Source organism: Streptomyces sp. TLI_55 (assembly GCF_900206255.1).
GTDB classification, from domain to species: domain Bacteria; phylum Actinomycetota; class Actinomycetes; order Streptomycetales; family Streptomycetaceae; genus Streptomyces; species Streptomyces aquilus.
The window spans coordinates 8663351-8677182 of the sequence record NZ_OAOJ01000001.1 but is presented as its reverse complement, the minus strand read 5'-3'; the positions used below and the strand labels follow the sequence as shown (position 1 = coordinate 8677182).

Genomic DNA, 13832 nt, shown 5'->3' with positions numbered 1-13832 from the left:
AGGAACTATATGCCTCGGCATATAAACTAAGATATATGCCATGGCATCTAAGTCAAGCGGTGGCCGGATCGACCTCCCCGGCTTCTTCGACGACCTCGTTCGTTGTGAGACGCGCCTCTACAACGCGCTCAACGACCGTCTGCGCGAGCGGCACGGGATCGTCACCTCGCAGTTCGAGTCCCTGCGCTTCCTGCGCGACCACCCCGGGTCCCGGGTGGCGGACCTTGCCGCCGAGTTCGCCATCGGGATCGGTGCGACCAGCAAGGGCATCGACCGCCTGGAGAAGCAGGCATGGGTCGTACGGCGAACCAATCCATCGGATCGCCGCTCATCCCTGCTGGACCTGACCGATGCCGGTCTGCAACTCGTCGAGGCGGCGGAGGCGACCTTCACCGAAGCGCTGACCGAGCTGACCCACGGCACCCTCGACGGCCCCTCAGGGCCGGCCGTCGTACAGGTCCTCTCGGAGCTCCGCTCCGTGCTCGAACGCGACCAGATCGGCCTGCCCACAGGCTGACCGGCATCGACATCCGGTGCGGCGGCCCGCCGCCTCAGTCCCGCCAGCCGTAGCGCCGCTCGGGCCGCCCTGCCGCGCCGTACCGCAGGGACACGTCCGCCGTGCCGGTGGTGTGGAAGTGCTCCAGGTAACGGCGGGCGCTGACGCGGGAGATACCGGTGGCCGCCGCGCATTCGGCGGCCGACAGGGTGCCGTCCGTATCGCGGAGCGTGCGTTCGACGAGGTCGGCGGTCTCCACGCTCAGGCCCTTCGGGAGGCGGGCGACGGCCGTGGGGACGGGCCCGGCGGACAGAGCCCGGTCGATGTCGGCCTGACCGCGCACCACCGTGGTGAGAAGCCGGCCCCGGCGTGCCGCGTACCGGTCCAGGCGGGGCTTCAGGTCCTCGTAGTCGAAGGGTTTGAGCAGGTAGTCCACGACACCGTGGCGGACCGCGCCGCGCACGGTGTCGGCCTCGCGTGCGGCACTGATGACCATGATGTCGCAGTCGTGTCCCGCGGCGCGCAGTCGCGGGATGACGTCCAGGCCGAAGACATCGGGCAGATAGAGGTCGAGGAGGACCAGGTCGGGGCGCAGTTCGTCGACTGCGGTGACGGCCTGCTCACCCGTGCCCGCGGTGCCGACGACCCGGAAGGGCGGCACCCGTTCGACGAAGGTGCGGTGGACCCGGGCCACCATGAAGTCGTCGTCGACGACGAGGACGTCGATCGTGCCGGAGGGGTCCTTCATGGCGCTGCTCCTTCCTCGACCGCTGCCACGGAAGGGCTCACGGACATACGGGCCGTGAACCGGGCGCCGTCGGCGGTGTTGGCCACCCTGATCTCCCCGCCGCGTCGTTCACAGACAAGCTGGGTGAGGGCCAGGCCGATGCCCCGCTCGCCTTCCGTGGCGGCCTTGGTCGTGAAGCCGTGGTGGAAGACCTCTCGGGCGAGCTCGGGGGCCACGCCGGGGCCCGAGTCGCACACCACGATCTCCACGCTGGACGCGTCCTGCCGGAGTTCGACCTCCACCCAGGGCTCTGGATCGCCGGGGCCGCTTCCGGCGGCGGCGTCGATGGCGTTGTCGACCAGGTTGCCGACCACGGTCGCCACGTCGGCGGCGTCCTCCGCGGCAAGCCGGCCGAGGGAGGTGTCGTCCGAGATCCTCAGGGTGATCCTGCGTTCGGCCGCGAGGGAGTCCTTGGCCATGAGGAGGGAGGCGATGGCGGGGTCGTGGACGCGGCGGCCGATGGTCATGTCCAGGGACTGGCGGCGCCGGGTGAGCGCGCGGACGTAGCGTACGACCTCGTCCTGCTCGCCGATCTGGATGAGTCCGGAGATGGTGTGCAGCTGGTTGGCGAACTCGTGTGTCTGGGCCCGTAGCAGCTCGGACGTGCTGCGGAAGGAACCGATCTCGCGTTCCAGCCGGGCCAGTTCGGTGCGGTCCCGCAGCGTGGTGACCGAGCCGAGCCGGCGGTCGTTCTTCGTGACGGTCATCCGGTTCATCACCAGCACGCGACCGTGCCGTATGACCACTTCGTCGGGTCCGTGCTCCGCTTCGGGCCGGGTGCCGGTGAGGACGTCGTGCAGACGGCCGTCGATGCCGAGGTCGTCCAGCGTCCGGCCCACGCACTCCTCGGGCAGGTCGAGCAGCTGTCGGCCCACCTCGTTCACCAGGGTGAGGCGCTGCTGGGGATCCAGGGCGACCACGCCCTCGGCGATCCCGTACAGCATGGCCTCGCGGTGTTCGGCGAGGCCGGTGATCTCCCGTGGCTCCAGACCGAGCGTCTGCCGTTTGACCCGGCGGGCAAGGAGCCAGGAGCCGGCGAGGCCCAGCCCGCTGGCGATGCCGAGGTAGGCGAGGAGGTAGGAAGACGCACCGCTGAGCCGCTGCCACACCGTCGGGGACGCCTCCCCGATCATGACGGTCCCCAGGGTCCGCCCCAGGTCACCGCCCGCCGCGCCGAGCACCGGCACCTGCGCCACCAGTTCGCGGCTGCCGTCCCAGGTGAGCGAGCCGGACCAGCCGCGTCCGCGGGCCACCCCCGGTCCGAGCCGCAACCGGTCACCGAGGACCGTCGGGTTGGTCGAACTGACGATGCGACCGGAGGAGTCGGCGATCGTCACGGAGGTGACCCCGGACTGCACCAGCGTGGAGTGCGTCAGCGGGGCCAGCGTCTCCTCCGGCGCCGGACGCGGGAGTTGGCCCCGCACCAGTGGATTGGCAGCCAACTGCTCGGCCAGCGCACTCACACGGCGGCCCTCGACCCGGTTGAACGTGGCCTCCGACTGGGCGAGCGAGAGCGCCGCGACCGCCAGCAGCACGACCACGACGATGGCGAGCTGCAACGCCAGCATCTCGCCCGCGAGGGTGTGGCGTCGAAAACTGGTGACCACAACGAACTCAATCTCTACTGCTGACACAAAGTGGGCGGCTCCCACCACGGGCTGCACAATCATGACGTCCATCCCGACGGCTGCGGAAGAGAGGTGCCATGAGAGGTCGCTCGCACGCCCTTCGCGGCGCCCTCCTCGTGCTGTCAGTGCTGCTCGTCACCGGGTGCCAGATGCTGCCCGACGGGGAACCGGCCGACACCGGGCTGCGGATCATGGTTCCGAACACCCCCGGTGGCGGCTACGACACCACGGCCCGGACCGTGGCCCGCGTGCTGCAGGAGACCGGTGTGGAGTCCGGCGTGCAGGTCTTCAACCTGCCGGGCGCAGGCGGCACGGTCGGCCTGCAGCGCATCGTGAACGAGCGGGGCAACGGCAGGCTCGTCCTGCAGATGGGTCTCGGAGTGATCGGCGCGTCGCACGTGGCCCACACGAAGGCGTCCGTCATCGAGACGACTCCGCTGGCCCGGCTCGTCGAGGAGGCCGGCGCGGTGGTCGTGCGCCGTGACTCGCCCTACCGGTCGATCGACGATCTGATCGCCGCCTGGGAAACGAACCCCGCGCGCCTGAAGGTCGGGGGCGGATCCTCACTCGGCGGTCCGGACCACCTGCTGGCCATGGAGCTGGCCAAGGCCGTCGGCATCGGCCCGCACCGGGTCGGCTACGTCGCCTACGACGGCGGTGGCGGCGACCTGCTGCCCGCTCTCCTCGACGGCAAGGTCGACTTCGCCACCACCGGCTTCGGCGAGTTCCTCGACCAGATCGACGCCAGTCAGCTCAGGGTCCTCGCGGTGACCAGCCCACGACCGATCGACGCCCTGCCCGGAGTACCGACCCTCAAGGCGTCCGGCATCGACCTGGTCTTCAGCAACTGGCGGGGAGTCGTGGCGCCGCCCGGCATCCGGGGCGCCGACCGGAAGCGCTGGATCGACGCGCTGACAGCGATGCACCGGTCCCGGCAATGGAAAGCGGAACTCCGCCGCCACGGCTGGACCGACGCGTTCACCACCGGCGACGCCTTCGCCGCGTACCTGTCGCAACAGGACACCTCAGTGGCCCGTCTCGTCAGGGATCTCGGACTGGACTGACCGGGCCACCGCCCGCCCCTCCTCACACCAGCCGCACCACCACCCCTCTGCGCCGCGGCTCACTTCGCCATGCCCCTCACCTGTCCGTTCACCCGTCCGTCGAAAGCAGCAAAGAAAGTAGGGCACCCGCATGACCACGCACACCTGGTGGTTGCTGCTCATCCTCACCATCGCGATCACGGCGCTGATCTACCTCATCAACTCCCGCCTGCGCATCCATCCGTTCGTCGCGCTCATCGTCGTCGCCGTCGGCACCGGCCTCGCCGCCGGTGAGCCCGCCGCCAAACTGGTGGAGTCCCTTGAGGACGGGGCCGGCGGCACCCTCGGCGATGTGGGCATCACCCTGGCCCTGGGCGCCATGCTCGGGCGCCTGCTGTCCGACTCGGGCGCCACCGACGCCCTCGCCCACGCCCTGATCGACCGCTCCAGCACTCAAAGGCTGCCCTGGCTGGTCACGGCCGCGGCGTTCGTGATCGGCATCCCGATGTTCTTCGAGGTCGGCCTGATCGTGCTGCTGCCGCTGATCTTCAGCGTGGCGCGCCGGCTGGAGGCCCAGGGCGGCACGAAGGGCTCCCCGTACGTCCTGCTCGGTGTACCGGCCATCGCCGCGCTGTCCACCCTGCACGGCATGCTGCCGCCGCACCCCGGTCCGCTCACCGCCATGACCGGTCTCCACGCCGACCTGGGCCTCACCATGGTCGTCGGCTTCGTCTGCGCCGTCCCCACCGTGATCCTGGCCGGTCCCGTCTACGCCCGGTGGATCGCGCCGCGCCTCGCCGAGGTCCGCCCGGACGAGGCTCTGGTCGCGCAGTTCACGGGTGCGTCGCAGTCGGTCCGGGAGAAGTCGCCGGTCAGCGTGACGGCCGGCGCAGCGAACGCGTCCTCGGCGGATACGGTCGTCCCGTCCCGTTCCCGGATACCGACCGGGTTGGCCATCACCGCGGTGCTCGTCCCGGTCGGCCTCATGCTGCTGCGGACCCTCGCCGAGACCGTGCTCGACGAGACGAGCACCTTGAGTTCCGCGCTGACCTTCCTGGGCGAGCCCGTCGTGGCGATGCTCGCCGGACTGCTCTTCGCCCTCGGCGTGACCGCTCTGGGCACGCACCGCTCCGGCGAGGAGATCCGCGCCTCGCTGACGGACAGCCTGAAGTCCATCGCCGCCATCCTGCTCATCATCGGTGGCGGTGGTGCGTTCAAGCAGGTTCTCCAGGACTCCGGCATCGGCGACGCGATCGCCTCCGCCGCCAAGGGGGCGCATCTGAACGTCATCGTGCTGGGCTGGCTGATCGCGCTCCTGCTGTCGCTGACCACCGGTTCCGCCACCGTCGGCATCGTCTCCGCCACCGGCATCATCGCCCCCATGGTCAACGGCGGCGGTCTGGAGGCATCGCTGCTCGTGGTGGCCATCGGGGCAGGGTCCCTCGGGCTGAACTATGTGAACCACGCCGGTTTCTGGCTGGTCAAGGAATCCTTCGGCATGGATCTCACGCAGGCCACGAAGACACAGACCGTGGTGCAGACGCTGGTGAGCGTGCTCGGCCTCGGAATGGCGCTCCTCCTGTCCGTGTTCGCCTGACGGCCCGATGTGCGGTGTGCACCTTCAGGTGCACACCGCACTGCGAAGCAGCAGGAGGGACTCGGAGGCGTTCCGGAGCGAGAAGGCGAGTTGGCGGCCGTCCCCGACCGGGAGACGGCCCCGCCGTCCCGCGTGCGTAAAATCGCGTTCCCCTCTCGAACGCCGATCATGCTGCGCGAGAAACGAGGACGTCGAGAGCGTTAAGGCGGAGTTTCACGGGAGTCGCAAGCTAAAAACCTTCAAAAAAACCCGCAAACACGGTGTTTGCCGGAGTGTTGCGATCAGTGCCTGTTGCACTCATGTAACGCTGAACGAGGTAAGGTCGAGGGGCCCCGATGGGGTCCGACGGGGCCGCATCACGTTGAGGGGGAGTACACCATGGCAATTACCGAGCAGCAACGAAAAGAGCTCGCCGCCTTCCTTCGCAACCGACGCGAGCGGGTTGCGCCGGAAGCCGTCGGCATCAAGAACTCGTACGGACGCCGTCGTACGCCGGGGCTGCGCAGAGAGGAACTCGCACAGCTCGCCGGCGTGAGTGTGACGTGGTACACGTGGCTCGAACAGGCCCGCAGGATCAGGGTGTCGAGCCAGGTCCTGAACGGTCTCGCGCGGGCCCTGCAGCTCGATACGACGGAGACCGGACATCTGTTCCGGCTGGCCGGTGAGTTACCGCCGACGGAGCGGGTGCCGTGCTCGCGGGAGCACATTCCGGAGCAGTATCTGACCTTCCTTGAATTCCAGGATCCGCTGCCCGCCTTCATCGTGAATCATCGGTTCGATGTGCTGGCGTGGAATCAGGGATTTTGCGCGCTTTTTCCTTATTTCGAATCCCTGGAGCACTGCCGTCGCAACACTCTCGTGATGATGTTCGACGAGCGGGCCCGGGAAATGCACCCGAATTGGGAGCAGGACGCTCTCGAAGCGGCGGCCCTTTTCCGCGCACAGGCCGCCGACCAGCTCGCCCATCCCGCATACGCGAAGATGATCGAAGCCCTGAAGGCCGAGCACCCGGAATTCCAGGAACTGTGGGAGCGGCTCGACCTGGCTCCGTCCGTGCCGTCCGTCCGTTGCTTCGACCATCCGACGCTGGGGCGGATCGAACTCGGTTATGTGAAGCTGCGGCTCGCGGGCGTGGACGCCACCCTCGTCGTCTACCAGCCCGTTCTGGACAGCCGGCTGGTCGACCGCTTCCGTGATCTGGTCGAGGCGCGGATCCGGGTGCGGCTCCGCTCGTCCGGTGGCTCAGTCGGACGCCCGTACCGACAGAGCGTGCCGGAAGACATTCCGCGGATCCCAGACGGCCTTGACCCGCTGGAGTCGGGGGTAATTCCCTTTGAAGTACAGCGTGTTCCAGGGAACGCCTGAGGTGTTCCAGCGCGGATCGGCCAGATCCACGTCCGGATAGTTGATGTACGAGCCGTCGGTGCGTGCGTCGGAGACGGGTACTCCGCCTGTCTCCGCGTACAAGTCCCGGTAGAGCTCCCGGAGTCTGCGGATGTGCCGCTCGTCGTCGGCGGGATCGGTCCAATAGGTGCCCAGATAGCTCTTGAGGACCGAATCCCGCTGCGCGACCGCGGTGGCCGCGGGGTCCACGGTGTTGACCTTCCGGCCGTAGGAGAACAGCACCACCGTGGTATGACCGTCGTAGTCCGGGTCGGAGAGATACCGAAAGAGCAGCTCCGTCTCGGCGGCCGCGTACGGCCTGCGCAGATAGGCGCCCTTGCTCTTGGAGCGTGTCAGCTCTCCCCTGTTCTCCACGTCCCGCTGCGTAGCCCGCAGCCAGGGCATCTGCGTGTAGGTGATCCGGCACGGGGTCCCTACGCCGCTGCCCACGGCGGCGACGTACTCCTCCAGTCGGCCGCGGGCGCCGGGAGCCGAGGCGTCCAGCTGCGCGCTGAGGGTGATCCGGCCGACCGCATGCTGGTTGAGGTACAGCGCGCTGTACAGACTCGCGTACGTCGGGTCCGTGGCGTCCTCCGTGCTGTGCCAGTCGCCGTGGTTGCGGACGAGCGTGGCGAAGTCCCGCTCGCTCAGCGACTCCCAGGGCCACTCCGCTGAAGCGAACAGGACCGTCTTCGGAGGCCGGGGCAGCACATCCCGCGGGGCGTCCGAGTCCGCCTCCGGGGAGCGGAACCAATAGCGTGTGACCACGCCGAAGTTGCCGCCGCCGGCGCCGGTGTGCGCCCACCACAGATCGTGGTACGGGTCGGAGGGCGACCGGGAGGCGACCACCGTGCGGGCCTCCCCCGCGCTGTCGGCGACGACGACCTCCACCGCCTCCAAGTGGTCGACGATCAGCCCGTGCTGTCGGCACAGCGCGCCGAATCCTCCGCCCTCGACATAACCGCCGAGTCCGACCGAGGGGCAGGTGCCGCCCGGCAGGGCCACGCCCCAGTTCAGATACAGGGAGCGGTAGACGGAGCCGAGCAGCGCGCCCGCGCCGACACCGAAGGCCGCCCGGCCCTCGTCGTACGTGATGTCGTCGAGCTCGGACAGGTCGATGAGCGTGCGCACCGCCGGATCGTCCACCAGGCCCTCCAGACCGTGGCCGCCTCCGCGCACCGCGAGCCGCGCCCCGTCGCGGACGGCGGCGGCGACGGCCCGGCGCACCTCTTCGGCGGTACGCGGCACATGGACCCGGTCCGGCCGGCCGGTGAAGCGCGTGTTGCGTGACCGGGTGGTGAGGGAGAGGTAGCGGGGGTCGGCCGGGGTGATCGCCGAGATGCCCTGTGCCGGGATTCCGGGTACAGCCAGGACGGGATCGGATATGTCAGTCATCGATGGCCGCCATCGCCTTTCGTGAGGTCGCCGCGCGGCGCACCGCGGCGCGGCCGAGGAGCAGGAGCAGGGCGCAGGCGCCCGCGGCACTGCCGAGCAGGGCGGTGTCCCGCCAACCGCCGTGCGCCCAGAGGGGACCCGTCAGCGCGGAGCCCGCTGCCCCGCCGAGGAAGTAGCAGGTCATGTAGACGGTCGTGACGCGGCTGCGCATCTCGTCGCCGACCTGGGCGAAGACCGTTGTCTGGTTGGAGATGTGCGCGGCCTGGACCGCGAAGTCGATCAGGAGAATCGCCGTGCCGAGCATGAGCAGCGAGGACGACAGGACCGACACCACGGCGAACGACACCGTGATGAGCGCGAACGCGGCGGCACTGACGGTCCGTTGACGCCCCCGGTCAGCGAAGCGGCCCGCCAGGTTGGCGCCGAGGGCGCCCCCCGCACCGAGCAGCCCCATCGCGCCGATCGCGGCCGAGCCGTAGTGATAGGGCCCCTGGATCAGGCGGAGCGGCACGGCGGTCCACAGCACGGTGAAGGCGGCGAATCCCAGGGCGCCGTACAGGCAGCGCTCCACGATCACCGGCCGTGCCCGGAGCAGGGAGAACAGCGAGCCGATGAGCGCCGCGTACCCGCGCACGGTCAGCGGCCTCCCGGCGGGCTGCGGGGGCAGGATGCGGCGCAGCATCACGCCCACCCCGAGCATCAGGGCCGACGCCCCCCAGAACACGGCCCGCCAGTCCACGAGTTCGGCCACCACGCCGGCGAAGGTCCGGCACAGCAGCGCGCCGAGGATGACTCCGGTCATCACGGTGCCCACCACCTGCCCGCGCCGCTCCGGCGGTGCCATGCCCGCGGCCTGCGGAACGATCACCATGGCGGCGACGCTCACCAGGCCGAGCAGGAAGAACAGGCCCACGAGGAGCCCGCCGTCGGCGCAGGGAATCACCGCGAGCACCGCGGCGGCCGTGGCCACCAGAGCGGTGAGCAGCCGTCTGCGGTCGACGGCGTCTCCCAGCGGTACCAGCGCGAACAGGCCGAGGGCGTAACCGAACTGAGTGGCCGACACGGACGAGGTGAGCGAGCCGGGCGTGCGGTGCAGCGAGGCCGCGAGCTCGGGCAGGATCGGCTGGAGGTAGTAGAGGTTGGCCACGCACAGACCGCACGCGGCCGCGAGCAGCAGCACGGTGATCCGGCCGACCGGCGGCCGCGGCGGCGCGGCGGGCCCTGCCAGGCCCGTCGCGCCGCCGTGTGCCGCCTCGCTCACAGCGTGCCGCCGCCGTCGACGTGCAGCACCGCGCCGGTCACGAAGGTGTTCTCCAGCAGGTGCAGCACCGTCGCCGCGACGTCGTCGGGCTGTCCGACGCGGCCCACCGGGGTGCTCTGCGCGGTCTGCTCGAAGAGGCCCGCGCGGGCCTCCTCGGGCAGGAAGGACCACAGCGGGGTGTCGATCAGACCGCCGACGACGACATTGACGCGCACCGGGGCGAGTTCCACGGCGAGGGAGCGGCCCATGCCGCCGATGCCCGCGTTGGCGGCGGCGGTCGCGCTCATGTCGGCGTACGACTTGAAGCCGGCCGCACCGGCGATCAGCACGATCGAACCCTGGCCCGAGATCTTCTTGCCGGCGTGCCGGACGCTCAGCAGCTGGCCGACGATCTTGGTGTCGAGGGCGGCGCGCACCGCGTCGAGGGACACGTCGTACACGGAGCCGACGGCCATGTCGCCGGGGCAGACGACGAGGTGGTCGAGGGAGTCGATGCCCGCGAAGAAGGCGGCGACGCTCTCCTCGTCGGTCACGTCCACGACACCGGTGGTGATGCCGTCGATCTCCTTGGCGGTCTGCTCCAGCTTGTCCTGGGAGCGGGAGCCGACGACAACCTGCGCACCCGCGGCGGCGGCCTGCCGGGCCACCGCCTTGCCGATGCCGGACGAGCCGCCGATCACCACTACACGGGCGCCGGAAAGGGAAGAGGGGGAAGTGGACAAGGCTGTCTCCTGGTGACGAGCGAACGGGTTGCGTAGCGGCCGGCCGGAGATGACCGCCCGGCCTGAAACGAGGCTGTCAGCCGACGCCAGAGGCAGGGAGACGAAGTTTCATGCTAGTTGGAACACCACCTGGTTAGGCCTTCGCGAGCGGGCCACCATGGGTTGTTGTCGGGTGCATCGACCTGCCCGGCGCCCTTCCGGTTGTTCCGATATTCCGAGGCGGTTGTCTGTGCGTACGGAAAGTCCCCTCCCGCACGACCCGGTGCCGACGGTGCGCGGGCCGGTCGCCGCGGCGGACCTGGGTGTCACGCTCGCGCACGAGCATCTGTTCGTGCTGAGTTCCGAATTCCAGTCGAATTTCCCCCACTTGTGGGACCGTGAGGCCGGAGTGCGCGAGGCCGTGCGCCAATTGGAGGAGGCCTACGCGGCCGGGGTGCGGACCCTGGTGGACATGACGGTGCTCGGACAGGGCCGCGACATCGACCTGGTGCGTGCCGTCGCCGAGCGCACGGCGGTGAACATCGTGCTCGCCACCGGTGTCTACAGCGTCGACGGCATACCGCTCTTCGCCCGCTTCCGGGGCCCCGGCGCCGCCATCGAGGCGGAGGACCCGCTGATCGAGCTGCTGCTGCGGGACGTCACCACGGGCATCGCGGACAGCGGAGTCCGGGCGGGCCTGGTGAAGTTCGCCTGCGAACGCACCCCGCCGGACGCGTCGGCGCACCGGATGGCCGCCGTCGTCGCCGAGGTGCACCGGCACACCGGCGTACCGGTGGTGGTGCACTGCGACCCGTTCGAGGGCAACGGCGTCCACCTGGTGCGGCTCCTGGAGAAGGAGGGAGTGGCGGCGGGCTCCGTGGTCGTCGCGCACGCCGGGGACTCGGCCGACCTCAACGGCCTGCGCGCCCTCGCGGACACCGGCTGCGTCCTGGGCTACGACCGCTACGGCATGACCCCGTTCGCCCCCGACGAGCAGCGCAACGCCACCCTGGCCGCGCTCGTCCGGGCGGGCCACACGGCCCAGTTGCTCGTCTCGCAGGACCACCCCGTGCACATCGACTACCTGACGGTCGAGCAGCGGGAACGCACCTACCCGGGCTGGAGCTACGTGCATCTCTTCGAGCGCGTCCTGCCCCTCCTCCTCAAAGAGCCGGGCATCGACGAGGAGACCGTGCGCACCCTGCTGGTCGACAACCCCCGGCGGCTGCTCTCGCGGATCGCCGCGCCCCGCCCCGCCGGCGAGCGTACGGAGGCGCGGGATGCCGCTTGAACCCTGGGAGGAGCTGGGGGCCGAGCTGCTCGTCGACGACGAGCACGTCAAGTGCTGGGTGGAGACCGTGCCCCCCGGCGAGCAGCGGCCCGCCCACACCCACCGCCACCCCTGGGTGACCGTCGTGCTCTCCGGGGCGCACGGTGAATCCCTGGACGAGAACGGCGAGTTGATCAAAGCGGTGGCGCTGGAGACGGGACAGGTCGTGCACAACCGCGGCGAACACCTGCCCATGCGGCACTACGTCCACAACCTTTCCGACCGGACTCTCGTCATGGTCGCCATCGAACTCCGCACGCCCAGCGCGCCGGAGGAAGGACCGAACTCATGAGCCGACAACTGCCGCCGAGCGCCCCCGCCCTGGTCACCGGGGCCACCTCGGGTCTCGGCCGGAGCCTCGCCCGGGCCCTCGCCGACCGGGGCTGGACCGTTCTGGTGCACGGCAGGGACGAGAAGAAGTGCGCCGCTGTCGTCGACGAGCTGCGCGCGGCGGGCGGCACGGCCCAGCCGTACGTCGCGGACCTCGCCTCGCTGGCGGAGGCCGCCGAACTGGGCCGGCGGGTGGCCGCCGACCACCCTTCGCTGGGACTGCTCGTCAACAACGCGGGCGTGGGCGCGGGGCGTGACGCACGCCGCCGTGAACTGAGCCGGGACGGCTACGAACTGAGGTTGGCCGTCAACTACCTGGCGCCGGTGGTCCTCACCCGCGCGCTGCGCTCACCCCTGCGGGCGGCGGGTACGGCACAGGTGCTCAACATCGGTTCGATCGGACAGAGCCCCGTCGACCCGGACGACGTCCAGTTCACCCGGCGCTACGACGGCATGGAGGCGTACACCCGCAGCAAGTTCGCACTGGCCGCCTTCACGTTCACCATCGCGGAGGAGTACGCCCGCGACGGCATCGGGGTCAACTGCGTGCACCCCGCGAACTACATGGACACCACGATGGTCGTCGAGGCCGGGGTGCGCCCCTGGTCCTCGGTGGCCGAGGGAACAGCCGCCGTACTGCACGCCCTCGACGAGGGCGCAGGGGGCGCGAGCGGCCAGTACTACAACGAGAGCCGGCGGGCCAAGGCGCACCGTCTCGCCTACAGCGCCGACACCCAGCAGCGGCTCACCTCCCTCACCGACCAGCTCATCGCGCCCGCGGAACGGGCGGGCGGCACGTCCTGGTGACGTACGACGGACACGAGGAAGGGGCCCGGTGCGCCGACCGCACCGGGCCCCTTCCTCGTGTTCTCAGTCCTCCTGGACCATGGCGAGCAGGTGCTCGGGGAACCGCTCGCCGGCGAAGGCACCGGGCGGCGCGATCTCGTCGACCTCCCGCAGCACTTCGGGAGTCGGGGTGACGGCTCCGGCGGAGGCGTTCTCGTTCATGTGCGTGCGCTTCTGAGCCCCCGGGATCGGTACGACCCCCTGCGCGACCAGCCACGCGAGCGCGAACTGCGCCGGTGAGCAGCCCAGTCGGGACGCCAGCTCGCCGATCCTGGCGACCAGCCGCTGGTTGACGTCGAGGTTGTCCTCGGAGAACCGGGGCAGACCGCGCCGCATGTCGTCCGGGGCCAGCTCGGCCCCGGAGAGCTCGCCGGACAGCAGCCCGCGGCTGAAGGGGCTGTAGGCGACGAAGCCGATGCCGAGTTCCCTGACCGTGGGCAGCACCGAGCGCTCGGGGTTGCGGCTGGCCAGGGAGTACTCGGTCTGCACCGCCGTGATGGGGTGTACGGCGTGGGCGGTGCGAATCGTCTGGGAACCGGCCTCGGAGAGCCCCAGGTGCCGGACCTTCCCGGCGGCGACGAGCTGCGCCATGGCGCCGACCGACTCCTCGACGGGCACCTGGGGGTCGACCCGGTGCAGGTAGTACAGGTCGATGTGGTCGGTGCCCAGGCGCTTGAGGCTGGCGTCGACGGCCTGGGCGATGTGCCGAGGGCTGCCGTCGACTCGTACCCCGTCGGGGGTCCTGATCAGCCCGCACTTGGTGGCGAGCGTGACCCGGTCGCGCCGGCCGCCGGCCAGCGCGCGGCCGACGATCTCCTCGCTCAGGCCGGCGCCGTACATGTCCGCCGTGTCGAGGAAGTCCATGCCCCGGTCCAGGGCTGCGTGGATGGTGCGGATCGACTCGGCTTCGTCGCGGTCGCCGTAGAACTCGGCCATGCCCATGCAGCCGAGGCCGATCGCGGACACCTCCAGCCGGCCGCCGAGCAGGACGCGGTCCAGGATGTGCGGTGTGGTGGTGGTCATGCCTTCTCCTCG

General features: G+C 70.2%; 12 protein-coding genes and 1 pseudogene. 7 read left to right on the top strand and 6 right to left on the bottom strand.

Annotated features, from left to right (window positions below):
• The first annotated feature begins 40 nt into the window (after positions 1–40).
• Positions 41–517 carry a MarR family winged helix-turn-helix transcriptional regulator gene (locus tag CRP56_RS39810; RefSeq protein ID WP_097272522.1) on the top strand — a complete coding sequence of 159 codons (477 nt, stop codon included), beginning with the start codon at positions 41–43 and terminating at the stop codon, positions 515–517.
• 34 nt (positions 518–551) lie between these two features.
• On the opposite strand, the gene CRP56_RS39805 is transcribed toward CRP56_RS39810, so the two are convergent.
• Both CRP56_RS39805 and CRP56_RS39800 read right to left on the bottom strand, forming a co-directional pair.
• Positions 552–1244, bottom strand: coding sequence for a response regulator (locus CRP56_RS39805; protein WP_097272521.1), 693 nt, complete (start codon positions 1242–1244; stop codon positions 552–554).
• Positions 1241–2890 (bottom strand): sensor histidine kinase, encoded by a 1650-nt coding sequence (locus CRP56_RS39800; protein ID WP_097272520.1) that lies wholly within the window; start codon positions 2888–2890, stop codon positions 1241–1243. The genes CRP56_RS39805 and CRP56_RS39800 overlap by 4 nt, the downstream gene beginning before the upstream one ends.
• A 98-nt stretch (positions 2891–2988) precedes the next feature.
• Here CRP56_RS39800 and CRP56_RS39795 point away from each other — a divergent pair, with 98 nt between their 5' ends.
• From CRP56_RS39795 to CRP56_RS48065, 3 genes and pseudogenes are all read left to right on the top strand, one after another.
• Positions 2989–3975: a tripartite tricarboxylate transporter substrate binding protein gene (locus CRP56_RS39795; RefSeq protein WP_097272518.1), complete on the top strand. Its 987-nt coding sequence runs from the start codon at positions 2989–2991 to the stop codon at positions 3973–3975.
• A 130-nt stretch (positions 3976–4105) separates the two neighbouring features.
• Positions 4106–5551 carry a GntP family permease gene (locus CRP56_RS39790; RefSeq protein WP_097272517.1) on the top strand — a complete coding sequence of 482 codons (1446 nt, stop codon included), beginning with the start codon at positions 4106–4108 and terminating at the stop codon, positions 5549–5551.
• Between the two features lie 378 nt (positions 5552–5929).
• Positions 5930–6703: pseudogene (locus CRP56_RS48065) on the top strand (helix-turn-helix transcriptional regulator); the annotation flags it as partial.
• Positions 6704–6793: 90 nt separating this feature from the next.
• Here the strand turns inward: CRP56_RS48065 and CRP56_RS48670 are convergent.
• The 3 genes from CRP56_RS48670 to CRP56_RS39770 are packed head-to-tail and all read right to left on the bottom strand — an operon-like array spanning position 6794 to position 10312.
• Entirely contained in the window at positions 6794–8329 is a 1536-nt protein-coding gene (locus CRP56_RS48670) for an FAD-dependent oxidoreductase (protein WP_257041586.1), read from the bottom strand.
• Positions 8322–9590 (bottom strand): MFS transporter, encoded by a 1269-nt coding sequence (locus CRP56_RS39775; RefSeq protein WP_097272514.1) that lies wholly within the window; start codon positions 9588–9590, stop codon positions 8322–8324. The genes CRP56_RS48670 and CRP56_RS39775 overlap by 8 nt, the downstream gene beginning before the upstream one ends.
• A complete protein-coding gene (locus tag CRP56_RS39770) occupies positions 9587–10312 on the bottom strand; it encodes an SDR family oxidoreductase (protein WP_179851236.1) in 726 nt (241 codons plus the stop codon). The genes CRP56_RS39775 and CRP56_RS39770 overlap by 4 nt, the downstream gene beginning before the upstream one ends.
• 229 nt (positions 10313–10541) lie before the next feature.
• Here CRP56_RS39770 and CRP56_RS39765 point away from each other — a divergent pair, with 229 nt between their 5' ends.
• Genes CRP56_RS39765 through CRP56_RS39755 form a run of 3 tightly spaced genes read left to right on the top strand, consistent with a single transcriptional unit; the run spans position 10542 to position 12758 of the window.
• Positions 10542–11582, top strand: coding sequence for a phosphotriesterase family protein (locus CRP56_RS39765; protein WP_179851235.1), 1041 nt, complete (start codon positions 10542–10544; stop codon positions 11580–11582).
• Positions 11572–11913: a cupin domain-containing protein gene (locus tag CRP56_RS39760; protein WP_097272508.1), complete on the top strand. Its 342-nt coding sequence runs from the start codon at positions 11572–11574 to the stop codon at positions 11911–11913. The genes CRP56_RS39765 and CRP56_RS39760 overlap by 11 nt, the downstream gene beginning before the upstream one ends.
• Entirely contained in the window at positions 11910–12758 is an 849-nt protein-coding gene (locus CRP56_RS39755; RefSeq protein WP_097272506.1) for an SDR family NAD(P)-dependent oxidoreductase, read from the top strand. Before CRP56_RS39760 ends, CRP56_RS39755 begins: the two co-directional genes overlap by 4 nt.
• A gap of 63 nt (positions 12759–12821) precedes the next feature.
• Here CRP56_RS39755 and CRP56_RS39750 read toward each other — a convergent pair whose 3' ends face one another.
• Positions 12822–13820 (bottom strand): aldo/keto reductase, encoded by a 999-nt coding sequence (locus tag CRP56_RS39750; protein WP_179851234.1) that lies wholly within the window; start codon positions 13818–13820, stop codon positions 12822–12824.
• Positions 13821–13832 lie beyond the last annotated feature (12 nt).